The following is a 25,368-nucleotide window of genomic DNA, read 5'->3' on the forward strand; positions in this document are numbered from 1 at the left end:
TTGCTCCTTCCATCAATTATTCCATGTTCTTAGAATAACACCAACTGGGATTTTTCACAAATCATTCAATTAGCTTTGTTATCTGAATTATAACAATTTGCAAACAAAGTCTCCACCTTGTTTTTACAGAAAAAGACAGAACAAATTTTGCTCTGTCTAAAAATGAAGCTATCTTATCGAACATTTCGCTTATTTATGCTTAGATTCGTCTTCTTTAGCAAGTTTAGCACCTAATTCAATAATATAGTCACGTAGATTGTCCTTCACTTCTGGGTGAACTAAGCCGTATTCAATGCTTGTTTTCATGAATCCAAATTTATCGCCTACATCATAACGTTTACCGGTAAACTCTCTGGCAAATACACGTTGTGTTTTGTTCAATGTATCGATGGCATCGGTTAATTGAATTTCGCCACCAGCTCCTGGTTCTTGTGATTCTAATACGTGGAAAATTTCTGGTGTCAACAAGTAGCGACCGATAATTGCTAAATCACTCGGTGCTTCTTCTGGCGTTGGTTTTTCTACAAAATTATTTACATTATACAATCCTTTGGCAACTTGGGCTTCTGGATTAATAATGCCATATTTTGATGTTTCTTCATGTGGAACCTTCATTACCGCAATCGTTGATGCATGCGTTTCTTCATAATCATTCATCAATTGTTTTGACAATGGAATTTTGTCTTCCATGATATCATCACCTAACATGACAACAAATGGCTCATTTCCAACAAATGCCTTCGCTTGTAAAACTGCATGTCCCAATCCTTTAGGATGAGATTGACGGATAAAGTGAAGATTTACATCTGTTGTTTCTTCCACTAATTTTAGTAAATCTGTTTTATTTTTCTCACGAAGATTGCTTTCTAATTCAAAGTTTGCATCAAAATGATCTTCGATCGGACGTTTTGCTTTTCCGGTAACGATCAAAATATCTTCGATCCCTGATGCTAATGCTTCTTCCACGATAAATTGGATCGTTGGTTTATCAACGATTGGTAACATTTCTTTTGCCATCGCTTTGGTTGCTGGTAAAAATCTTGTTCCCAGTCCAGCTGCTGGAATAACTGCTTTTTTTACTTTCATGCCAATTGGCCTCCTAAATTTATATAGAGAACTCGTTTTCTGTTTTACCATCACGCAGCATGATATCTTTTGCCGCTTTCTTTACATCTTCACCTTCATACAATACCTTATAAATCGTTTCTGTAATCGGCATTTCAACATTTAACTGTTTGGATAATTCATATGCTGCTTTTGTTGTTGAGACACCTTCAACGATCATCCCCATGTTTTCAAGCACTTCGTCTAAGCTATGCCCTTTTCCAAGAAGATTCCCTGCCCGCCAATTGCGCGAGTGAACACTGGTGCATGTAACAATCAAGTCACCAACTCCGCTCAACCCAATAAAAGTCAACGGATTTGCTCCCATCGCTACACCTAAACGACTGATTTCAGCTAAACCACGAGTCATGATTGCAGCTTTGGCATCATCACCAAATCCTAAGCCATGAATTGCACCCGCTCCCAAAGCAATAATATTTTTCAGTGCAGCACCCGTTTCGACACCAATCACATCATCATTTGTATAAATTCTAAAATAGTCATTCATAAATAGTGATTGAACATATGTCGCTGCGGCTATTGTCTCACTTGCAGCAGTAATCGTTGTAATATCATGAACAGCTACTTCTTCTGCATGACTTGGACCAGATAAAACAACCACTCCACGTCTTTTTTCAACTGGAATTTCTTCCATCAAAACTTCCGATATCCGTTTATGACTACCTTGTTCCAACCCTTTACTTGCATGAATGATCAAAGGTTGATTTTTGCATTTTTTTGTAAATTCTTGAGCCACTGCTCGAATTGCTTTCGTCGGAACAACAAACAAAACTGCATCTGCATCTTGAATACATTCCTCTAATGATATCTTTCCTTGGATCGATTCTGGGATCACTAAATCAGGTAGATAATGACGATTGGTATGGTGCGTATTGATTTCATCAATTTGTGCTTTATTATGTCCCCAGATGCGAACCTCATGACCATTTTCTGCTAAAACCTGTGCCAATGCAGTTCCCCATGAACCAGGACCTAAAACAGCAACTTTTTGTTTCATTGGTGAAAATCTCCTTTCAAAATAAGAAAAGCTGAGCGAACTTGATCAGCTCTGACAGAAAGATAGGAACACTTGATTGAGCCGTTTTTTGGCTCCTTCAATTGTTATCTTCTTTCCGAAGAGCTAGTTTGTGAAGCTAGATCATAGAAAAGCTGAGCGAACTTGACCAGCTTTGACAGAAAGATAGGAAAAACTGATTGAGCCGCTTTTTGGCTCCTTCAATTGTTATCTTCTTTCCGAAGAGCTAGTTTGTGAAGCTAGATCATAAAAAAGCTGAGCGAATTTGACCAGCTTTGACAGAAAGATAGGAAAAACTGATTGAGCCGCTTTTTGGCTCCTTCAATTGTTATCTTCTTTCCGAAGAGCTAGTTTGTGAAGCTAGATTAAAATATTTCTATAAATATATCTACCATTCAACTTCTTATTTCTTTAACTAACCAAATTAAATGACAAATTTTATAACTTTCATATTCATTTAACATTTTACCATAGCTCAGCTGTAATAGGCAGTTCTATGCAGCCTTTTTTACAATTCCTTTATCGCGGTCATAAAATTTTACTGTGCCTGTTTTACGTCGAATGATCACAAGCAAAATCGCACCGAAAAATAACACAAGAGAAACAAGTTGGGACACTCGAATACTTCCAAATGCATACAAACTATCTGTACGCATACCTTCTATGAAGAAGCGACCGAAAGAATACCAGATAATATATCCTAAGAAGACTTCGCCTTCTTTTAAGAAAGCCTTCTTTTTCCTTAAAAGAATCAATAGAATAAATCCTAGGACATTCCAGACAGATTCATATAAAAAAGTCGGTTGATGGTAAATCCCGTCAATATTCATGTTATCAATAATAAATTTTGGTAAATGCAATCTTTCCAAAAAGCTCCTTGTTGTCGCTGGACCATAAGCTTCATGATTCATAAAATTACCCCAACGTCCAATCGCCTGCGCCAAAATAACACTTGGTGCTGCAATATCTAAAAATGTCCACGTGGAAATAAAACGATGTCTTGTGAAGAAAAATAACGCAATTCCTCCACCAATCAGTCCACCATAAATTGCGAGTCCGCCATTTCTAGTCAAAATAATCTCAATTGGATTATCAACATAATCTTGCCATTGAAAAATCACATAATACAAGCGGGCACCAATAATAGCACTTGGCAAGCCCCACAACATAAAATCAATCACGTCATCTTCTTTCAAACCGACGCGAACTGCTTCTCTACTACTTAGCCAAACAGCTAGTACGATTCCTGAAACAATAATAACTGCATACCAGTAAACAGATATTCCAAAAAAATTAAAAGCTACTGGATTTACTTGTCCTAACATTTGGCTTCCTCCTAATTTAAAAGCTGAATGAGCTGTCTTGCATCGACGAAAAATAGGAAAACATGACGGTGACGCACTTGGTCACTTTCAGGTTTTATCTTTTTTCCTAAAGGCTAACTCATGCAGCTAAGTAATACATCATAGTAACAACGTTCCGCTTGGCTACTATCAGATTTAATTCCTCTAAGCTTTAGCTCTTAGGAATTGATGAACGAGGAAAATAGTATGGTACTTCATCTCAACTAAAGAGCGTCAGAATTTTCCTCAATCAATCTTGTCAAACGGTCCTCAAAGGACTTTGTTGCATCATAGCCCATAGTTTTAGCACGGAAATTCATTGCTGCCACTTCAATAATGATTGCTACATTTCGCCCTGTTTTAACAGGAATGCGAATTTGAGGAACATCCACACTCGCAATTTCCACCATCGTATCATCAGATCCTAAACGATCATATTTCTTATCCTTTTCCCAAGCCTCTAGATAAACTACGAGTTGTACCTGCATAAACCCTCGAACAGCACTTGCACCAAATAAATTCATTACATCAATGATCCCGATCCCACGAATTTCAATTAAATGCTGTAAAATCTTAGGTGGTTCACCAACAACGGTTAATTCATCTTGCTGATAAACATCCACTCGATCATCTGCAATCAATCGATGACCACGTTTGATCAATTCCAATGCTGTCTCACTTTTACCGATACCGCTATCTCCTTGAATCAGAACACCTAGCCCATAAACATCAACTAGCACACCATGTACACTAGTTCTCGCCGCTAAACGACTATCTAGATAGCTCGATAATTCTCCCAATAATCTTGACGTAGAAATTGGTGAACGTAAAACTGCCAATCCTTTTTCTTTTGCTGCTTGTACCATTTCCTCTGGCGCTTCTAGCCCTCTAGAAATAATAAAGGCTGGCGTATCCTTTTCACACAGACGACGCATCACCATCAACCGCTCTTCTGGTATCATTCGTTCAGAAAATGTGATCTCTTTACTACCGAATAATTGCAAACGATTATGAGGATAATAATTAAAATAACCCGTTAGTTCCAATCCAGGACGGGAAATATCTCCAGTTGTGATTTCTCTATTTAAACTTTCTTCATCGCCATAAACGACTTCTAAAGAAAGTTTTTGCACCAGTTGATGAATTTTTACAATTTCTTCCATCTTTATCATTCATTCCTTTCCTGTTTCCTACTCGTTCCATTTTATCATTTCATATGGTAAGTTTCTAGCTATTCGAAAGATTGTCTTTGTTTTGTTTGTATTATTCGTGTATCCGTTCTTTTTATCCTCATATTTTTATTCTGAAATAGGTTTAAAAAATTCAAATACTCGTTATTCATTGACTAACCTAAATTAATTCGTATACTTAGTTTTATCACTGTATTCGGTCAAAAACAATAAATTGGATGTGCTTTCATGAAAAACAGCTTAAAAGAGCAAGTAAGAAATCTTCCACTAAACCCTGGTGTCTATTTAATGAAAGACAAACACGGTACAATTATTTACGTAGGCAAAGCAAAAAAACTGCGGGAACGCGTTGGTAGCTACTTTGTTAAAAACAAACAACACTCAAAGAAAACAATTCGTATGATTCAACAACTGACTGATTTTGATGTCATTGAAGTTGACTCTGAACTCGATGCACTCTTGCTTGAATGTCGACTAATTCAAGAATATCGCCCAATTTATAATCGGCAGATGAATTCTTTTGAAAGATACCAATATATTGAAATCAATACCGAATCTGAAGAAGTATCAATCATTATTCGTACTATACCCTCGAAAAAAAATTGCTTTGGTCCTTTTTCGACCAATCGAAAACTTTTTGAATTAAAACAAATTTTAGAAAACGTCTATGAATTAAATAAAAAAAATTATTGGCAGCAATCTTTCTCTAAAAATACAACATCATCATTTGACCAAGATATCGTAGCTTCAGAAATACTTGGTGCATTCACCTTAAACAATCAGCAGCCACAAAATCGCTTAGAAGCAAAAATGATTGCAGCTTCAGAAAATAATTCATTTGAAAAAGCACTAAAATTCCGTGAAGAATGGCAGTTTCTTACCCGCTTTTTTAATCAAAATAAAAAATTAGTTCTAGCTTCTCAAACTGATTGGCAATTTTTGTATATTCCGATTGGTTCAAAAATGAAATGTTATCTGATTCATCAGGGTCTGATCATAAATAGCCGAAAACTGACAAGACAAACTTTTTCTAAATACAAACCGAGCGAACTTGCGAGAAAAATGCTTCCTAATAATAAGCCCGAAACTATCACGCAATTTTCCAAAGAACAAGTTGATTTTATTACTATTTTATATAACTACATTAATCGACATAAAGATTGTCAACTACTCGAGCTAGCAGATCCCTTTTATGAAGAATAGGGCAAAAATACTACATATGATCAATACGAAGATTTTTACCAATGTTCTTCAAAATCAGATATGTTTTTTAAATTACTTATTTTCATCTATAAAAAAAGGATAAAACCCAACTTATCGTTTAGGTTTTATCCTTGTCCACTATATTTATCTATATTACGTTCACTAACGATCATATTAACTAAAGACATGATCACTGCCATTAGAACAGCTGCTCCAAAACTGGAAAAGCCAAAATTCATTTCTCCAACGAATGAAGAGGTCATCTTTAAAATCGCCGCATTCACTATGAAGCTAAATAAGCCAAATGTAAGTAGCGTAAATGGAAGCGATAAAATGGTCAACACTGGTTTTACTAACATATTCAATATAGATAGCACAAAGGCTGCAATAATCGCCATCCAAATACTTCTCACAAAAATCATATTTGGGAAAATCACTGAGAGTGAAACAAACGTCAACGTATTAACGATCAAACGCTGAAAATAGGTCATTAGAAGTCACTCCAGTCATCGTCGTTCACTTTTTCCGCTTCTTTTCTTTGTTTTTGTCCGTTCGCATGCGGATTTGCATTACGAGTGTTTCTATTGTAAGAATTTTTATGCCCATAATTGTTGTAGTTTTTATTTCTACCTGAAGGAATCAAGATAGCTAAAACAATATATAGTAAAATTGGACTGCCAATAAAGATAAAACTGGCTACCACATAAATCACACGTACAATCGTGGGATCAATCCCTAACCATTCTGCAATTCCAGCTAGGGTTCCTGTTAATACCACGTTATCGGGAGATTTTGTCAATCGTTTTCTCATTTTTTTCACCTCTCATCTCTTAGATTTTACTTTTCTCTTCTAGCGATAGTCAAGAGAAATACTCTTGACTATCGAAAAAGAGAGATTTTATTTCAAGCAATCAAGTTCTACCCACTTATTTATCTGTATCTTTTAAATAAATGTTTCCTGTTGTTGTAGAAGCATTGATTTGTGCCATTTCATCGTCATTTAATCGTCTAAATTGTAATAGTTGATTGGTTCTTTCTTTCTTCTCACGAATTACCTCATAGTCACTTAAACGGCTATTGATGCTGCCTAAACTCGTTTTTACCGTACCTTCAATGCCTAATTCAGTTGGTAATGCAATTTTGACATTACCATTGACAGAACTTGCTTCTACTTTACGTAGTGTATTTTCTTTCGCTGTAATACGTACGTCACCATTGATCAATGAAACGCCGATTGTTTGAGGCGTCGCAGCTATCGTTATCGTCCCATTAACCGTTTCAATGATATTATCTAAGATTTCACCATCCAAGACTTTGATATCACCATTGACACCTTCTATTTCAAGCATTGTTGCATCAATTTTATTAAATGTGATTGAGCCATTTGTTGATTTAGTATAGACATCTTTTGCTTTCAATGTTTCAACGGTCACATTGCCATTTAATAATTTAATGGATACGTGATCAAATGTACGTTCAGGTAAGTAGAAAACCAAATCTGCGCGAACACGTTTATTTGGAATTTGGAATGAAATCACTTCATCATCCACGTCGATCTGACTTCTTTCTAAGAACGCTTCAAGCGGTGTTTCAGCATCCATTTTACCATAAAGTTTGATTTTTCCTTCTACTTTAACATCAGGTTGATCCCATGTTTTGAATACGATATTTCCATTTGCTACTTTAACATCGATCAAACTTGCAAGTGGTGCTGGGTAGTTAAATTCATGTTCGAATTTTGTTGTAGCAACACCTGGAACTTTAAAACTAACGTCTTTCCATTCCATATTGTCATTCATTGTTTCTGAAAATGTGCTGAACGTTTTTTTGAGGAATGAACCTAATTGAGATCCAGCTTCACTCATTTTTTCTCCGACTTGATTGATCGTATCAGTTGCTTGGTCTTTCCAATCATCAGGGATATCAAATTTTGAAGCGACGCGATCTTTCGTGCCGGACCATTGTTCTTTGCGAATGTTTTTCAATTCAGCTTCAAGAGCAATTTTTTCTTGAATTCGTTCATCTAAAGAATCTTCTAAAGATTTAATTTCAGTTTCTAGTGATTTTCGTAACTCTAAATCTTCATTTGTTAATTCACTTAATTCTTCTTTGGTATTTAATTCCATCAATTTTTCTTGTGATTCTTTGATTTCTTCTTTAACACCAGCAATTTCTGCGTTGATTTCATCTAGCTCAACAGATGTACGATTGGCTTCTGTTGCTAAATCATCTAGAATTTTTTCTAAACGTTCATGATCTTGCGCTTCTTTTGCTTTAACATCTTCTTCAGAAATCTCAGGTTCAACGGTTTCGTCTTCTTTTTGACTTTCTAGCTTATTTAGTAAATCTATGACTTTATCATTTTCTTTTGTATCAACAGTTGTATTTGTTACGTTTACTTGGTCAGCAGCTTTTTTGATTTGTTTTTCATCTTTTTCTGTCGCCATGTTTTCTAATAATACTAAAGCTTCCTCTGAAGATAGGATACCTTTTTTAACTAAGTCTAATACTCTTTCTCTTTCTTTCATGGAAATTGCCTCCTTAGCAAATTTTTCACCCGAGGGTGTTTTCCTTATGTACCTATTATGCCTTCTTTTTTATTATTTGTCATAGGACTTAAGAATGAATTTTACCCTGTACTTCCGTACAGTATCAAAAAAGTTGTATAAATGTAAAAAAAGAAGAAGATCATGCACTATACGTGCTATCTTCTTCCTTTAGTGATCGTGTAAACTAATCAACCATTTTTAAAAGTTTCTATGATCAATGGTGAATAACAGTACAAATATCTACGCCAGAATGTTTTAATTCAGTATTAGACAACTTAACCCAATAAAGATTCACACAAGCTGATATTCTTTTGCTTCTATAATAAAGTTTCACAATCATATCTTTTTGATTCAGGTTTTAATACTTGGTCAATCATTTTTGCACTAGCCATTATTACAATCCTTTAGTTTGGATAAATGCATGATACACTCAGTTAGAACATTTGAAAAAACATTGTCAAATTATGTTATGTTTCTTCTTTAGTACTAATCTATTAGTATTTATTCATCATGGTTAGTATTTAACTCTGTAATTTTTCCAGTTGCTAGATAAACAATCCATTCGCAAATGTTCGTTACATAATCCCCAATACGCTCCAAATACGTTGCTACATGCAGATAATCCGTTCCACTGATCACTGTTTCTGGATTTGACTGCATCGCCTTAATCGAATGGCTATAAATACTAGAAAAATACTCATTCACTCGAGAATCCATTTTAGCAATCATTCGAGCATCTTTTTGATCAGTTTTTACATATGCAATCAAGACATTATCCACCATTTTTTTCACGTAATCTGACATATCGGAAATTTCTTTTTCGATCTCAGGAATTCTTGTTTCACCTTTTAGACGAATCGTTGATTTCGCAATTGATACTGCGTGATCTGCCATTCTCTCTAAGTCAGAGCTAGCTTTCATAACAGTGATGATCATTCTTAAATCAGTTGTTACTGGTTGTTGTAAAGCAATCATTTCAAAACTCTTTTTTTCTAATTTAACTTCCATATCATTGATTTCTACATCATAATCAATTACTTCTTGCGCTATTTTTTTATCGTGGTTGATATACGCACGTACTGATTTATGCACTGCACTACTAACCATCATTCCCATTTCGTAAAATTGATTATGAAGATTCAATAATTCTTCTTCAAATTGACTACGCAACATGGATGTTCCTCCTTTATTTAACCAAATTTTCCAGAAATATAATCTTCTGTTTGTTTTTCTTTAGGATTCAAGAATATTTTCTTCGTATCATTAAACTCTATCAATTCACCTTGCAAAAAGAAAGCAGTTTTATCAGAAATTCTTGAGGCTTGGGACATATTATGTGTCACCATGATCATAGTATATTTTTCTTTCAGCGTCAAAAGCATGTTTTCGATTTTACCGCTTGAAACAGGATCAAGCGCACTCGTCGGTTCATCCAATAAAATAATCTCAGGATCAACTGCTAAAACACGAGCGATACAAACACGCTGTTGCTGTCCACCAGATAGGGACAATGCGCTTTTATGCAATTTATCTTTGACGTCATCCCAAACAGAAGCAGCTTTTAAACTATTCTCTACCGCTTCATCTAGTACTTGCTTGTCTTTCTCACCTTTCAAACGTAAACCATAAATCACATTTTCATAGATAGAAAATGGGAACGGATTTGGTTGCTGAAAAACCATGCCAATTTCTTTACGTAAGTCTACGATATCCGTTTTTGGACCGTAAATATCTTTACCTTTGTAGACCACACTTCCAGTAATCGTCACTCCAGGAATCAAATCATTCATTCGATTCAATGAACGGAGATAGGTCGACTTACCACAGCCAGACGGTCCAATCATCGCAGTGATTTCTCCTTGATTAACAGTCAAATCAATTCCCTTTAATGCTTCTTTTTTACCATAGTATAAGTGCAAATCTTTTGATGAAATAATTTCTTTTGTCATCTTGCTCCTCCTAACCAAAATGTCCAGAAACGTAATCTTCTGTTGCTTGAATTTTTGGTCGTGTAAAGATTTTTCTAGTCTCATCGTATTCAATCACTTTACCTAAGTAGAAAAAGGCAGTGTAATCACTGATACGGGCAGCTTGCTGCATATTATGTGTTACGATAATGATTGTATAATCGTCTTTTAAATTCACTAATGTTTCTTCAACTTTTCCTGTTGAAATCGGATCTAGCGCACTAGCTGGTTCATCTAAAAGTAAAATATCCGGCTTCATCGCAATCGCCCTAGCGATGCATAAACGTTGTTGTTGACCACCAGACAACGCTAAAGCACTTTTGTTCAAATTATCTTTGACTTGCTCCCAAAGGGCTGCTTGTTTTAAACTTGTTTCCACAATTTCATCTAGTTTTTTCTTATCTTTTACACCATGTTGTTTGAGGGCAAATGTAATATTCTCATAAATCGATTTACTGAATGGATTGGGACGTTGAAAAACCATACCGATCCGTTTACGCATTTCATAAACATCAACTTCTTTTGTATTCACATTCACATCTTTATACATGATATTCCCAGTTACTTTAGTATTTGCAATACCATCATTCATCCGATTTAACGAACGTAGATAGGTTGACTTACCACAACCAGAAGGGCCAATCAAAGCCGTGATTTTGTTTTTTTCAAACTCTAAATCAACTCCCTTGATGGCTTCATTATCACCATACCAAACATGTAGATCATCGGTATGCAAAGCAATCGGTTCTGGCAATTTTATGATATTTGTGTCGTTTAAATTATATTCTTTCATTCTGATTCCCCTAACATTAGGCTGATGTCATTCTTTTATATAATCTGTTTCCGATAAAACGTGCGCCGAAATTAAAGAGTAAAACGACTAAAATCAGAACAGCAGAAGCACCTGCAGAAACAGCTGCACCATCTGGCATTGTGCCTTCTGTATTGATTTTCCAAATATGAACAGCTAAGGTTTCAGCTTGACGGAAAATACTGATTGGGCTTGATACACTTAATGGATTCCAATTACTGAAATCTAAGGCTGGTGCACTTTGTCCTGCAGTATAAATCAAAGCAGCCGCTTCACCAAAAATTCTTCCCGAACTCAAGATCACTCCTGTTAAAATACCTGGTAAAGCTTCTGGAACAACCACTTTTAATACTGTTTCCCAGCGAGATAAGCCCAAAGATAAACCAGCTTCCCGTTGGGTGTAATGCACCGCTTTTAATGATTCTTCAACGTTTCTTGTCAATAAAGGCAGGTTGAAAAATGTTAACGCCAACGCTCCTGAAATAATTGAAAAACCATAACCCAGCTGTACGACAAAAATCAAGAAACCAAACAAACCAACAACTACTGAAGGCAGTGAGCTTAAAATTTCGATCGATGTACGAATCACATCCGTTACCCAGTTTTTCTTCGCATACTCAGATAAATAAATACCTGCACCTAACGAAATAGGAAAACTGATCAGCATCGTAATCAACAATAAGTATAATGAGTTAAATAATTGAATGCCAATACCTCCGCCCGCTTGATAGGCTTTAGAAGGTTTAGTCAAAAAGTCCCATGAAATATGCGGAATACCTCGAATTAGAATATAAAGTAGTAATGCTGCCAAAATCAGCACGATCACGCCTGAAATCGCATATAAAACACCTGTTGCAATTTTATCTGCTTTTTTTGCATTCATTATTTCAAGGCTCCTTTCCTACCAATGATTCGAATAATAATGTTAAAGAATAATGACATCAACAATAGGATCAAAGCAAGTGACCAAAGCACATTGTTTTCTACAGTTCCCATAATTGTATTCCCAATTCCCATTGTCAAAATACTTGTCAATGTTGAGGCTGGTGTTGTTAAACTAGACGGCATGATTGCTGCATTTCCAATAACCATTTGGATTGCTAAAGCTTCACCAAAAGCACGTGCCATACCAAAAACTACTGCAGTTAAAATCCCTGGAACTGCGGCTCTTAAAACTACTTTATAAATTGTTTGCCAACGTGTTGCACCTAAGGCAAGTGAGGCTTCACGGTAATGACGCGGAACTGCTTTTAATGCATCTACAGTCATAGTCGTAACAGTTGGCAGAATCATAACAAATAGTACAAATGTTCCAGCTAAAATCCCGAAACCTGTACCACCGAATATCGAACGGATAAATGGCACAATTACTGATAAACCAATAAAACCATAAACAACTGATGGAATCCCAACTAATAATTCAATTACAGGCTGTAAAATTTTCGAGCCTTTTTTCGGTGAAATTTCTGTCATAAAAACAGCAGCCCCAATTGCAAATGGTGTTGCAATAATTGCAGACAAAAACGTTACGATAAAAGAACCGGCAATCATAGGTAAAGCACCTACCATTGGTTTACCATCTGTTCCTGTTTCGCTTGGATTCCAATTTGTACCGAATAAAAAGTCAGATACTTTGATATCATTTGTAAAAAAAGTCGCTAAACCTTTACTTGCTACAAAATAAAAAATCGATAAAACAACCAAAACAATCAAAGCAATACAAAGAAAACTAATAAATTTCCCTCGTTGCTCCATTCTAGCGCGCTTTGATTTTGTTAATAATGTCTTCTGCACATCTTCCAAGAAAATTCCTCCTTAATTTAAAAGCGTAACGGGCTCGCTTAGCTCTGACAGAAAAATAGGAAAAATTGTCTGTGACGCTTTTTGTCACATACCTTTTTTATCTTTTTTCCGAAGAGCTAGCCCGTGGAGCTAGATAGCATTAAAAGCGTAACGGGCTCTTTTAGCTCTGACAGTAAAATAGGAAAAATTGTCTGTGACGTTTTTTTGTCACATCACATTTTTATCTTTTTTCCGAAGAGCTAGCCCGTGGAACTAGATAGCATTAAAAGCGTAACGGGCTCGCTTAGCTCTGACAGAAAAATAGGAAAAATTGTCTGTGACGCTTTTTGTCACATACCTTTTTTATCTTTTTTCCGAAGAGCTAGCCCGTGGAGCTAGATAGCATTAAAAGCGTAACGGGCTCTTTTAGCTCTGACAGTAAAATAGGAAAAATTGTCTGTGACGTTTTTTTGTCACATCACATTTTTATCTTTTTTCCGAAGAGCTAGCCCGTGGAACTAGATAGCATTAAAAGCGTAACGGGCTCGTTTAGCTCTGACAGTAAAATAGGAAAAATTGTCTGTGACGCTTTTTGTCACATCACATTTTTATCTTTTTTCCGAAGAGCTAGCCCGTGGAACTAGATAGCATTAAAAGCGTAACGGGCTCGTTTAGCTCTGACAGTAAAATAGGAAAAATTGTCTGTGACGCTTTTTGTCACATCACATTTTTATCTTTTTTCCAAATAAATTCCCATACGCTCAACACTTTTCATAATAAACTCAGTGTAACTTTCGAACATAAATTTGCGTTTAATAACATGTAAATCTTATGTTAAGTTTGTAAATTTTGTGTAAAGGTCGATTAATCAATGAGGTTTCCTTGCCAATCTCGTTCCACTTCCATTTTAGAAACAGGAATATATCCTAATTGAGCAATAATTTTTTCCTGTACATCGTCTGACAACATAAATTCTAAGAATTCATCTGTTAATTGTTTTGGTTTTCCTAAAGTGTACATATGCTCATAGGACCAAATTGTCCATTTATTCGTTACAACATTCTCATCAGTCGGTTTTACCCCGTCAATACTTAATGTATTGACTTCATCATTAACATAAGAAAAAGCAGTATAACTGATTGCTCCTGGTGTATCTGCAACAATTGAACGGACCATGCCGCTTGAATCTTGTTCTTGGGCTTGAATTGCTGTTTTGCCATCTAATACCCATCGTTCGAACGTAACACGTGTACCACTTCCTGCTGCACGATTCAGCATGACGATCGGAATGTCTTTTCCACCAATTTCTTTCCAATTGGTTATTTCACCTAAAAAGATTTTTCTCAAGTTTTCCAATGAAATATCGGATACCCCAACATTCTTATTAACAATTGGCGTAATCCCTACTACAGCAACTTTATGATCCGTCAATTTAGAGGCGTCAATTCCCTTTTTCTCTTCTGCAAATAAATCTGAGTTTCCAATATCCACTGCACCAGACTGAACTTGACTCAATCCTGTACCGCTTCCTCCTCCTTGAACATTGACAAACCGTCCAGGATTTTGATTTTGGAACTCTTCTGCTGCGGTCTCAACTAAAGGCTGTAGTGCTGACGAGCCGACTGCTGTAATCGATTCACCTCGATCAATCCATTTTGCGCAACCTGATAATGTTAGTACTCCAATTAGACTAAAAAATAATAGCATTTTCTTTTTCATTTATCTGATAATCCTCCAAACTCAATTCAATCAATTCATTTTAACATTAACTGTTTCAGTTGAAAATTATAAGTTTTCGAAGTGAGTGTGTTTTTTTAATAAAATAACAAAAAAACACTTCAAAAATTAAAAAGCACAACTGAATCCTCAGGTTGCACTTTTGGCATAAATTTATAACAATGGAGAAATCAGGCGAGCTAACCCTTCTTTCAATTTGATAAACATACCGCGATTACGGTATTTTTCTTCTGTTAAAAGCTCTGATACTTTAGAATCTTCATAAAAAGCATTTCTGACTTTTTCTGAAAATTTTTGATCATAAATAATTGTATTGACTTCAAAATCAAGTCTGAATGAACGAACATCGATATTCGCTGATCCAACAGAAACAATCCCGCCATCAATGATCATTGTTTTGGCATGAATAAATCCATGTTCATATGTTTCAATAATAGCCCCATACTCTAATAGTTCTGCTGAAAATGAATACGTCGCCCAATAGACTAACATATGATCTGGCTTATTTGGTATTTGCATACGTACCTTGACACCCGACAGTAAAGCTAATTTTAAGGCTTCATGGATTGAGGCATCTGGTATATAATAAGGTGTTTGAATCAAAATTTCTTTTTTGGCTATTGAGATCATTTTTAAATAGGTCATCTTGATTTGCTCGTGTTCTGAATCTGGACCACTAGTCACTACTTGAACTGCTTTTTTTCCATCAGAATAAATAGGAGGGAAATAAGCTGAATCGTAGCTCAACTCTTTTCGATGTTGTGAATTCCAATCCATCAAAAAGCGATTTTGTAAGCTGTAAACAGCTTCACCATGAATTCTTAAATGATTATCTCGCCAGTATCCAAACTTTTTAACTTCACCAAGGTATTCATTCCCAACATTAAAACCGCCAGTATAACCAATTTTACCATCGATGACCACAATTTTTCGGTGATTCCGATAATTGATTCTTGGGTTTAAGTACGGAACAAATAATGGAAAGAAGAAGGCAATTTCACCACCAAGACTTTTTAGCTCCTCAAAAAATTTCATGTTTACTTGCGTCGAACCCCAAGCATCTAGAAGTAACCGGACTTTTACATTTCTTCTCACGGCATTGATTAATTCCTGACGAATTTCTTTGCCCAATGTATCGCCACGGTAAATATAATATTCCATATGAACGTGGTCTTTGGCTTGTCTGATATCTTTGATCAAACCGTCAAATTTTTCTCTCCCATCCGTATATAAATGAACCTCATTATTGGTGGTGTAAAGAGAACTTTCAAATACGGTCAGCATATAGATCAGCTGCTTTGAATCCACCTCTCCTGTTGGCGGATGAGGAAACAATCCCCTTAATAATGATTGTTTCTCTGATTGAATTTCAGCATTCATACCGATCTTAGCTTGCATCTTCATATCAAATATCTTATCTTTTGAAATACCTCGGCCTAAGAAAATATACAGAATAAACCCTAAAACTGGAATAAACATCAATACAAGTAGCCATGACCATGTTTGAGCTGTTTGTTTCCGTTCACGAAAAACGATAACCAACGATAATAGCATATTCGCAATAAAAATAATAAAAAATAAATTATCATATAAAAATTTCATTCATACACCCCAATCACTTCACTCGTATATTCCCCAATAAAGCATAACTAACTTATGAAAATAAGTAAAGAAAAAGCAGACAAAAATGTCTGCTTTACCCTTATTAAATTTTTAAGAAACGACGCATAGAAATGATCGACCCAAGAGAGCCTATTGTCATTCCAATCACTATCATTAATAAATCAATCTGCCAAACAAATGATTCAGGTTTTAATAATGAATAGTTTGAGCTTAGGAGTTGTGGGTTGAACAACGTGTAGAATTGTTGATACCCAAAAGTCAGTACCAAGATTGGGATAATTGCGCCAATTAAACCGATCCAAGCTCCTTCTATAAAGAATGGCCAGCGGATGTAACCATTTTTAGCCCCAACCAAACGCATAATTTGAATTTCTCTTTGACGAGAAAGAATCGTAATACGAATCGTATTAGAGATCAAGAATACTGCAACAAACAATAGTAAGATCGCAGCGCCCAACCCCCATGTTCTAACTTTACCTGCAATACTGAAAATTTTATCTGACGAAACACCACCATAATCGGCTTTAAAGACATTCGGCAATTTAGCTGCTTTATCAGAAATTTCTTTCGTATCTGACGGCTCTTTGGCACTTACATAGTAAACATCATACAATGGGTTGCTATCACCTTCGAATAAGTTCCACGCTTCACCCATTTGTTTTTGGATTTTCTGTAATTGCTTATCTTTATTTGAATATGAAATAGTCTCAACATTGTCGATTTTATTTAATTCTTTTTCTAATTTTTGCATTTCATCCGGTGTTGTACCGATATCCACAAAAACAGAAACTGTTACGTTTTCTTCGATATCTTTTGCTAATTTTGTTGCATTAAAAATCACTGCCATAAAAAGTCCAACAAGAACTAAAGTAATCGTAACGGCACTAGCAGAAGCAATTGTCATCCACCCATTACGTTTTAAACTTTTGATACTTTCTAGGACATGGGAAAAGAATGTTCTAATCATCGTAGCCATAGTCTCCTTCCGCTTGGTCTCGAATAATTCGACCATTTTCAATGGCGATTACGCGATGACGGATCGTATTTACAATCGTGCTATTGTGTGTGGCCATTACAACCGTTGTTCCTTGTGCGTTAATCCGATCCAATAGTTTCATGATTTCCCATGAATTTTCTGGATCAAGATTTCCAGTTGGTTCATCAGCAATTAGCACTTTAGGTGTATTTACGATTGCCCGAGCAATTGAAACACGTTGTTGTTCCCCACCAGATAATTCACTTGGGAATACTCTGACTTTATGTTTTAAACCAACAAGATCAAGAACTTCCATTACTCTCTTTTTGATATCTCTCGGCTTACGACCAACAACTTGCATAGCGTAAGCAACATTTTCGTAGACAGTCTTTTTCGTCAATAATTTATAATCCTGAAAGACAATACCGATTTCTCTTCTAAGGTAAGGAACTTCTGAATTTTTTATTTTCATTAAATCATGACTCGCAACTTTCAAACGTCCTTTTGTAGCTTTTTCTTCACGGTACATCAATTTGATAAATGTTGATTTTCCGGCCCCAGAAGGTCCTACAACATAAACGAATTCACCTGGTTTTATTTCTATTGAAATATTTCGGATCGCTGTTGTACCATTCGAATATTTCTTCATTACATCTTTCATTTCAATCATGGCGCACTCTCTCCATCTCTGTTTTCTAGGCTATCAATCATTATAACATGACTTTGTTTCAAGGCTCTTTCAACAGTTTACAATTTTGTTTCATTTCTGTGAATTGATCAATTTAATTTTTGTTTTAAGTAGGCATCAATAAAACCATCTAGGTCTCCATCCATTACTGCCTGTACATTTCCCGTTTCATAATTGGTACGATGGTCTTTGACCATTGAATACGGATGAAAGACATAAGAACGAATTTGTGAGCCCCAACCAATCTCTAATTGCTCCCCACGTAATGATGCAGCTTCTTGCGCTTTTTTATCCATCTCCAATTGATAAAGTTTTGCTTTAAGCATTCCCATCGCTTGTTCTCGGTTTTTTAATTGTGAACGTTGCGCTTGGCTGGCTACTACTGTTCCAGTAGGGATATGTGTGATTCGAACAGCTGATTCTGTTTTATTGATATGCTGTCCGCCTGCTCCGCTTGCACGATACGTATCGACTTTTAAATCGTCTGTATTGATATCGATCTCTACGTTTTCATCTAATTCGGGCATAATATCAACTGAACAAAACGAAGTATGACGGCGTTTAGCGGAATCAAATGGTGAAATGCGTACTAAGCGATGAACGCCCTTTTCAGATTTTAAATATCCATACGCATTATATCCTTTGACCAGAAGCGTAACACTTTTGATGCCTGCCTCATCTCCTGACTGGTAGTCTAATGTCTCTACTTGAAACCCGTGACTTTCAGCCCATCTGGTATACATCCGAAGCAACATACTGCCCCAATCTTGGGATTCTGTGCCGCCAGCTCCTGGATGAAGTTCCATGATAACATTATTTTTGTCATATGGCTCGTTTAAAAGTAAAGAAAGTTCATAAATACTTAATTTTTCTTTTAAAGCTAGCAATCGTTCTTCTAATTCTTCTTGAGTATCTACATCATATTCTTCTTGTTGCAACTCACTCATTATTTCCAATTCTTCCAATTCATCAGCAAATTGATGAAATTGTTGAAATTTTTCTTTATAAGAATTAGTTTCATTGATCAATTGTTGCGCCGTTTCAGAATTATCCCAAAAACCAGGCTCTGCCATTCTGTTTTCAGCCTCAGCAATGTCTTCTTCTAATTGATCTAAGTCAAAGAGACCTCCTGAAACTTGTGATTGATTGGTTCATTTCATCCAAAAGAGTTCGAATTTCAGCATTTTCCATGATATTGATCTTCCTTTCACTTTCTACACTTTCTTACACAACAAATGAAGGCGAGGCAGATGCCTCACCTTCATCAATTTTTAAAGACCTTTACCGTGGCAATTTTTATATTTTTTACCACTACCGCATGGACAAGGATCATTGCGGCCTATTTTTTCATCAACATGAATTGGTTGCTTTTTAGCACTTGTGTTACTTTCAGGTTCTTCTTCATCTGATGGATGAACAGCTTCACCTTGCGCTACTTGCTCACGTTGAACATTTTGACGGATTTCTGATTTCATGAATAGACGAGTTACTTCAAATTCTATTGCTCCAATCATTTCTTCAAACATGTTGTATCCTTCTGTTTGATATTCAACTAATGGATTGTTTTGTCCATAGGCACGTAAACCAACTGATTGGCGTAATTGATCCATTGCATCGATATGGTCTGTCCATTTTGTATCAACAACACGTAGAATAACAACTTTTTGGAATTCCAAAATTTGTTCTGGACCATTTAATTGTTCTACTTTGACATCATAAACTTCTTGAGCACGTTTTACTAGATACGCTTTGATTTCTTCTGGCGATTTGCCTTCTACATCTGCTTTAGAAATAGAGTCTTCATGAACTAATGTTGATGAAGCGAAATCAACGATACCATCAAGATTCCAATTTTCTTTCTCTAATTGTGTATGGCTATCTACCACACGAGTAATCGTACGTTTTACCATATTTAACAATGTTTGAGTCAACTCTGTATCTTCCATAATAACTTCTTGACGTTGTGCATAGATAACTTCACGTTGTTCACGCATCACATCATCATATTGCAAGACATTCTTACGTGTATCATAGTTATTCCCTTCCACACGTTTTTGAGCTGATTCTACTTGTTTGCTTAACATTTTACTTTGGATCACAGCATCTGATTCTTCAATGTTCATACGATCCAAGAATGCTTTGATTCGTTCAGAGCCAAAACGTTTCATCAGGTCATCTTCTAACGATAGATAGAATTGAGAAACCCCAGGATCTCCCTGACGACCAGCACGCCCACGTAATTGATTATCGATACGGCGTGATTCGTGACGTTCCGTACCAATAACGGCTAAACCGCCAAGTTCGATAACACCAAGACCAAGCTTGATATCTGTACCACGACCAGCCATATTGGTAGCGATCGTTACCGCACCTTTTTGACCAGCATTCATAATGATTTCAGCTTCTTTAAAGTGGTTTTTCGCATTCAATACTTCATGCGGTACCTTTTCTTTATTTAATAACTCCGATAATAACTCTGAAGTTTCAACAGCAACTGTACCAACTAAGACTGGTTGACCATTATGGTAACGTTCTTTGATGTCTTGAACAACTGCTTTGAATTTACTTTCTAGTGTTGGGTAAAGTAAATCTGCACGGTCATCACGAATGATTGGACGGTTTGTCGGAATTTGGAAAACTTGAATATTGTAAATTTCACGGAATTCTTCTTCTTCTGTTTTAGCCGTACCTGTCATCCCAGCTAATTTTTTATACATACGGAAATAGTTCTGGAATGTGATAGTTGCCATTGTTTTTGTTTCGTCTTCGATTTCTACGCCTTCTTTAGCTTCAATCGCTTGGTGCAAGCCATCTGAATAACGACGGCCATCCATGATACGACCAGTAAATTGGTCAACGATCAATACCTTGCCTTCTTGAACAACGTAATCAATATCACGAAGCATGATAAAATTCGCGCGTAATGCTTGATCCATATGGTGCGTCAACGCTGTATTTTCAATATCATAAAGGTTATCTAAACCAAAGTTTTCTTCAGCTTTTTCGATACCAGCTTCTGTTAAACTAATTGTTTTAGACTGAACATCGATTTTATAATCTTCTTCTTCTTTTAAACGTTTAACAAAAGTATCTGTACGTGTATAAAGTGCGGTTGATTTTTCTGCTTGACCAGAAATAATCAATGGCGTACGGGCTTCATCAATCAAAATTGAATCAACCTCATCTACAATCGCATAATTTAGCGGACGTTGTACCATTTGATTGCGGTAAACGACCATGTTATCACGTAAGTAATCAAATCCTAATTCATTATTTGTACTATAAGTAATATCACAATTATAGGCATCACGTTTTTCTTCTGATGTTTTTGAATTGATATTCAATCCAACAGTTAGACCTAAGAAATTGTACAATTCACCCATCTCATCTGAGTCACGTGTTGCCAAATATTCATTGACTGTTACGACATGGACACCTTCGCCAGTCAATGCATTTAAATACACAGGCATTGTAGCGGTCAAGGTCTTCCCTTCACCCGTTCTCATTTCAGGGATATTTCCATCATGTAAGACTATACCCCCCATTAACTGAACAGGATATGGATATAATCCTAAGACACGTTTGGCTGCTTCACGGACAACTGCAAATGCTTCTGGTAATAATTGATCCAGTGTTTCACCTTTTTGATAACGAGCTTTGAACTCGTCTGTCTTTGCTTTTAATTCATCATCACTTAATGCAGCAATAGCTGAAGCGTGAGATTCTACTTGATTGGCAATACCCTCCAAGCGTTTTAGTTCCTTTTTATCATTTTCGATCATCTTTTTTAAAAAATTAGCCATGTTTTAAGTGTTCCTTTCAATAAGCTCTATTTATTTTTTGCACTGAATGCACAATCATCCTGTCCATTTTATCACTTCTTGGTAAGAAATGAAATAACTTCTCTTAATATTAATAATATATTATGTCATTTTTTATGTATATAGACTTAAAACAAGGAAAAGAGACTTCGGCAAAACGTATGCCGTCCTGCTTCAGTCTCTTAAAAAACGAATATCCGAGTATCACAGACCTCGATAACAATTTTTCTAAAAATATCTAATTGAGTACAAAGCAACTAGATATTTTTAGCTCTTCCTCATTAAATCAACGTCAAATGATCCGATTTATTCAATTTAATCTGTTTCGATCAAACCATATTTCCCATCTTTACGACGGTAAACAATGCTAGTTCCGTTTGTTTCTGAGTCTTCAAAGATAAAAAAGTTATGTCCTAACATGTTCATTTGTAAAACTGCTTCTTCACTATCCATTGGTTTCAATGAAAGACGTTTTGTACGAACAATGTCTAATTCTGGCGTTTCATCTGGTGTCTCTTCACCGTTTAAGAAAATTGCTGCTTTAGCAGTATTCATCCCTGTTTCACGAGATTTACGGTTAATTTTTGTTTTAAATTTACGAATTTGTCTTTCTAATTTATCGACAACTAAATCAACACTTGCATATAAATCTGGTGATGTTTCTTCGGCACGTAAAACTAAATAAGGTAGAGGAATAGTAACCTCAACTTTGGCTGTTTTTTCAGTATAGACTTTTAGGTTCACATGAACCGTAGCTTCAGGTGAATCACTGAAATAACGTTCTAATTTACCTACTTTTTTCTCTACATAGTCTCTTATCGCTTCAGTAACTTCGATGTTTTCTCCACGCACATTATATCTAAACATAACGATTACCCCTTTCATCTGCTGCTAAAGAAGGAATAAAAGGACCACTCTGTTATCCTTCTTCTTGATTCTATTATAACGAATTATATTACTTTTGCCAACAAAATTGCGGTTGATTTTTTATTTTGATCGTTCTTCTATCTTGAGAGAGAAAACGTATACAGTTTTGAAGGTGTATTTTCTAAAATAACTTGAGCTGCATGAAAAAGCGTTCTTCCTGTGGTATAAATATCATCAACTAAAAGAACTTCTCTCGCGATGATTGCCTCTTGCCCTTCTTTCGTCAATTTGAAAGGTTGTTTCAACGCCATTCGATCTTTTCTTGTTTTTTGTACTTGAGAGTCTCCGTCTATAAAACGTACCAGATAAGGCTGGTACGCAATATTGGCTGCATCTAACAATCCCTCAACTTGATTAAAGCCTCTGACCTTCATTCGTTCTGTTGAAATCGGCATCGGAATCACTAGAACATTCTTTTTTTTCTTAAAGTAAGCCTGCAAAAATACTGCAAAACTATATCGAAGCCTATAGTTTCCTCTAAATTTATATTCTTCAAACCATTCTTGCATTGTTTTATTATAGACAAAAAGAGCTTCATGATGAAAATCATACTCTGGATAACGTCGTTGCCACATTATACAATCATTACAATATGGCGTAGTTGACAACTGACGTTGACATCCTAGACAGCTACCTTTTTTCTCCAATAATTGGAATCCTTTAGCACACGATAGGCACAATTGTTCTGCTGCTATTTTTTCAGGCAAAAAAATTTCTTTGATTGTTAGATTTCTACTAATCATTTGACCACAATAGTTACATATCATCTATCAACCCTCTTTCAATACCTAACGTATTCATTTTTTTGATTTGCTTGATCGCTTCTTTCATCGCTTTTGTACAACCGTCATGTAAAAACCAAACCTCCCCAGCAGTATAATCCATTCTACGATCAACTCGCCCTGCAATCTGAACAAGCGCAGATGTTGCAAATACAGGGTGATTTGCGCCTAAAACAATCACCGAGACACCATCAAATGTTACACCGCGTTCTAATATAGTTGAAGTCATCAGAATCCGATATTCTTTGTTTCTCATCTTTAAAACTTTTTCTAAACGCTCTGGATCTTGTGAATGAACACAAGCTAAAGCTACTTCAGGAAATTTCTTTTCAACAGCTCCTTTGAGCTGTTCCATTAAAGAGATACTGGGACAAAAAATCAGTACATCATTTTTAATCACTAGTGAATGAATTATAGCTACTAATGCTTTAGGTGTATTGCCTTTTTTGATTTTTTTATACCATTGATGACACCATTTTATTTTGGGAACCGGCAAAATTCTTCGGTGATATCGTGCTGGTAAAATGCTAGTCTTTAATTCATTTTTATCTGTTTTTTTAGTTAGCTCTTTGGTTGGCGTTGCAGTGAGATAGACAAGTGAACTATTTTTTTTGATTGCTTGTTTTACACCATACTGCAATAGTTGATTGCCAACAAAAGGAAATGCATCTACCTCGTCGATAATCAATACATCAAACGCATGAAAGAAGCGTAATAATTGGTGCGTCGTACAAACTAGCAATTTAGTATAACGATAGCATTCCTCCATCTTGCCATGAAGTAGTATCGCAGGTTCTTCTGGAAAAACAGCATGTATTCTAGGAAACAGTTCCAGACATACGTCTACTCTAGGCGAAGCAATTGCCACTCGATAACCGCATTCTAAAGAATAATGGATCGTTTTAAACAGCATTTCCGTCTTTCCGGCACCAGTAACTGCCCAAATCATTCTAGATTCATGATTTTTTATCGAGGCTAATAAATCATCTGAGACTGCTTGCTGTCCATCCGTAAGTGTCCCATCCCAAGCAAAATGAACTGTTCTTTTGACAGGTGTTGGTTCTGGCAAATAATAAAATTTCTGGCTAGTATCCACTCTGCCTAACTGGATACATTTAGGACAGTAATAATGTTCTGTCACTAATTGAACTGTATTCTTACTATGAATCTGACCACAACGCAAACATTGAATTGTTTTTTCACTCACTTCTTGCATAGTCAATAATTTTTGACTCTTTTTTTCGATGTTTTTGATCGTTTCAATTTCTCTTTTTAAGACTTTTCTTCCCCATAATTCTTGCATTCTTCCCTCCTTATTTAAACTACGCATTTTCTACTTTATTTTTTTATTTTTCTCAAAAAAAGGGTTATCATTTTTTCCATTGCAAAAAACTCGACCCATTCACTTTTCCAGCAAATTAGTCGAGTTTTTAGTTAAAATGAGGCATCACTTGAACAAACGGTAGGTGAAGCCCTTATTTTTTAATCTTTTCCAATCAAATTTAATGCTTGCTTTAACACATTCTCTCCGTTCATCATGCCATAATCTGCCATATTGATTACTTCTAGAGGAATTCCTTTTGGCTCTAGTCGTTTTTCAAAATCACCTTTCATGAAACGAACTTGGGGGCCCAATAATAACACGTCCACCGTTTTACTCTCCAAATTGTTATCAGCATCCGAAGCAGAAACTGCAAATATATCTGCATCCAAACCTTGGGCGTCAGCCGCTTTTTGCATTTTAGTTACAAGCAAACTTGTACTCATTCCAGCAGAACATACAAGCATAATTGTTTTTTTAGCCATAATAGCCATCCCCTTTTTTCTAT

The 25,368-nt window shown here is 35.8% G+C and carries 23 protein-coding genes; 1 reads left to right on the forward strand and 22 read right to left on the reverse strand.

Going from position 1 to position 25,368, the window contains the following annotated elements; all coding sequences use genetic code 11:
* Positions 1-189 precede the first annotated feature (189 nt).
* From galU to hprK, 4 genes are all read right to left on the reverse strand, one after another.
* Positions 190-1,086, reverse strand: coding sequence for a UTP--glucose-1-phosphate uridylyltransferase GalU (galU, locus tag IGI43_RS04915; protein ID WP_438756711.1), 897 nt, complete (start codon positions 1,084-1,086; stop codon positions 190-192).
* Between the two features lie 19 nt (positions 1,087-1,105).
* Positions 1,106-2,122 carry an NAD(P)H-dependent glycerol-3-phosphate dehydrogenase gene (locus tag IGI43_RS04920; protein ID WP_438756712.1) on the reverse strand — a complete coding sequence of 339 codons (1,017 nt, stop codon included), beginning with the start codon at positions 2,120-2,122 and terminating at the stop codon, positions 1,106-1,108.
* A 512-nt stretch (positions 2,123-2,634) separates the two neighbouring features.
* Positions 2,635-3,465, reverse strand: a complete 831-nt coding sequence (gene lgt, locus IGI43_RS04925) for a prolipoprotein diacylglyceryl transferase (RefSeq protein WP_438756713.1) — start codon at positions 3,463-3,465, stop codon at positions 2,635-2,637.
* Between the two features lie 242 nt (positions 3,466-3,707).
* Positions 3,708-4,646, reverse strand: coding sequence for an HPr(Ser) kinase/phosphatase (gene hprK / locus IGI43_RS04930; RefSeq protein ID WP_438758815.1), 939 nt, complete (start codon positions 4,644-4,646; stop codon positions 3,708-3,710).
* 255 nt (positions 4,647-4,901) lie between these two features.
* On the opposite strand from hprK, the gene IGI43_RS04935 reads away from it, so the two are divergent.
* Positions 4,902-5,876 (forward strand): GIY-YIG nuclease family protein, encoded by a 975-nt coding sequence (locus IGI43_RS04935; protein ID WP_438756714.1) that lies wholly within the window; start codon positions 4,902-4,904, stop codon positions 5,874-5,876.
* Positions 5,877-6,001: 125 nt separating this feature from the next.
* Here IGI43_RS04935 and IGI43_RS04940 read toward each other — a convergent pair whose 3' ends face one another.
* The 18 genes from IGI43_RS04940 to IGI43_RS05025 all read right to left on the reverse strand — a co-directional run bounded on the left by IGI43_RS04940 (position 6,002) and on the right by IGI43_RS05025 (position 25,345).
* Entirely contained in the window at positions 6,002-6,367 is a 366-nt protein-coding gene (locus tag IGI43_RS04940; RefSeq protein ID WP_438756716.1) for a phage holin family protein, read from the reverse strand.
* On the reverse strand, positions 6,367-6,687 hold the full coding sequence (locus IGI43_RS04945) for a PspC domain-containing protein (protein ID WP_438756717.1): 321 nt from the start codon (positions 6,685-6,687) through the stop codon (positions 6,367-6,369). The genes IGI43_RS04940 and IGI43_RS04945 overlap by 1 nt, the downstream gene beginning before the upstream one ends.
* Before the next feature lie 115 nt (positions 6,688-6,802).
* Positions 6,803-8,404 carry a daptomycin-sensing surface protein LiaX gene (liaX, locus tag IGI43_RS04950; protein WP_438756718.1) on the reverse strand — a complete coding sequence of 534 codons (1,602 nt, stop codon included), beginning with the start codon at positions 8,402-8,404 and terminating at the stop codon, positions 6,803-6,805.
* 522 nt (positions 8,405-8,926) lie between these two features.
* Positions 8,927-9,598, reverse strand: coding sequence for a phosphate signaling complex protein PhoU (gene phoU, locus IGI43_RS04955; protein WP_438756719.1), 672 nt, complete (start codon positions 9,596-9,598; stop codon positions 8,927-8,929).
* Positions 9,599-9,615: 17 nt separating this feature from the next.
* A complete protein-coding gene (pstB, locus tag IGI43_RS04960; RefSeq protein ID WP_438756720.1) occupies positions 9,616-10,374 on the reverse strand; it encodes a phosphate ABC transporter ATP-binding protein PstB in 759 nt (252 codons plus the stop codon).
* Positions 10,375-10,384: 10 nt separating this feature from the next.
* Positions 10,385-11,185 (reverse strand): phosphate ABC transporter ATP-binding protein PstB, encoded by an 801-nt coding sequence (gene pstB, locus IGI43_RS04965; protein WP_438756721.1) that lies wholly within the window; start codon positions 11,183-11,185, stop codon positions 10,385-10,387.
* Between the two features lie 16 nt (positions 11,186-11,201).
* A complete protein-coding gene (gene pstA / locus IGI43_RS04970; protein ID WP_438756722.1) occupies positions 11,202-12,086 on the reverse strand; it encodes a phosphate ABC transporter permease PstA in 885 nt (294 codons plus the stop codon).
* A complete protein-coding gene (pstC, locus tag IGI43_RS04975; RefSeq protein ID WP_438756723.1) occupies positions 12,086-13,006 on the reverse strand; it encodes a phosphate ABC transporter permease subunit PstC in 921 nt (306 codons plus the stop codon). Before pstC ends, pstA begins: the two co-directional genes overlap by 1 nt.
* An 843-nt stretch (positions 13,007-13,849) precedes the next feature.
* Positions 13,850-14,704, reverse strand: coding sequence for a phosphate ABC transporter substrate-binding protein PstS (locus tag IGI43_RS04980; RefSeq protein ID WP_438756724.1), 855 nt, complete (start codon positions 14,702-14,704; stop codon positions 13,850-13,852).
* Between the two features lie 171 nt (positions 14,705-14,875).
* On the reverse strand, positions 14,876-16,324 hold the full coding sequence (cls, locus tag IGI43_RS04985) for a cardiolipin synthase (RefSeq protein WP_438756725.1): 1,449 nt from the start codon (positions 16,322-16,324) through the stop codon (positions 14,876-14,878).
* 103 nt (positions 16,325-16,427) lie between these two features.
* Entirely contained in the window at positions 16,428-17,312 is an 885-nt protein-coding gene (gene ftsX, locus IGI43_RS04990; protein WP_438758816.1) for a permease-like cell division protein FtsX, read from the reverse strand.
* The gene (ftsE, locus tag IGI43_RS04995) at positions 17,305-17,991 is read right to left on the reverse strand and encodes a cell division ATP-binding protein FtsE (RefSeq protein ID WP_438756726.1); all 687 of its coding nucleotides are present in this window, start codon (positions 17,989-17,991) and stop codon (positions 17,305-17,307) included. Before ftsE ends, ftsX begins: the two co-directional genes overlap by 8 nt.
* 107 nt (positions 17,992-18,098) lie before the next feature.
* Positions 18,099-19,200 (reverse strand): peptide chain release factor 2 gene (gene prfB / locus IGI43_RS05000; protein WP_438756727.1). Its coding sequence is split into 2 segments (ribosomal slippage): positions 18,099-19,127 and positions 19,129-19,200, totalling 1,101 coding nucleotides; the frame shifts between segments, so codons are not numbered across the junction.
* Positions 19,201-19,280: 80 nt separating this feature from the next.
* Positions 19,281-21,812 (reverse strand): preprotein translocase subunit SecA, encoded by a 2,532-nt coding sequence (secA, locus tag IGI43_RS05005; protein WP_438756728.1) that lies wholly within the window; start codon positions 21,810-21,812, stop codon positions 19,281-19,283.
* A 333-nt stretch (positions 21,813-22,145) separates the two neighbouring features.
* Positions 22,146-22,697, reverse strand: coding sequence for a ribosome hibernation-promoting factor, HPF/YfiA family (gene hpf / locus IGI43_RS05010; protein WP_010760772.1), 552 nt, complete (start codon positions 22,695-22,697; stop codon positions 22,146-22,148).
* 137 nt (positions 22,698-22,834) lie between these two features.
* The gene (locus tag IGI43_RS05015; protein ID WP_438756729.1) at positions 22,835-23,524 is read right to left on the reverse strand and encodes a ComF family protein; all 690 of its coding nucleotides are present in this window, start codon (positions 23,522-23,524) and stop codon (positions 22,835-22,837) included.
* Positions 23,514-24,842, reverse strand: a complete 1,329-nt coding sequence (locus IGI43_RS05020; protein WP_438756730.1) for a DEAD/DEAH box helicase — start codon at positions 24,840-24,842, stop codon at positions 23,514-23,516. Before IGI43_RS05020 ends, IGI43_RS05015 begins: the two co-directional genes overlap by 11 nt.
* A gap of 179 nt (positions 24,843-25,021) precedes the next feature.
* Positions 25,022-25,345 carry a PTS sugar transporter subunit IIB gene (locus tag IGI43_RS05025; RefSeq protein ID WP_438756731.1) on the reverse strand — a complete coding sequence of 108 codons (324 nt, stop codon included), beginning with the start codon at positions 25,343-25,345 and terminating at the stop codon, positions 25,022-25,024.
* Positions 25,346-25,368: the final 23 nt, after the last annotated feature.

It is taken from the genome of Enterococcus sp. AZ126, assembly GCF_051714545.1.
GTDB lineage: Bacteria > Bacillota > Bacilli > Lactobacillales > Enterococcaceae > Enterococcus_L.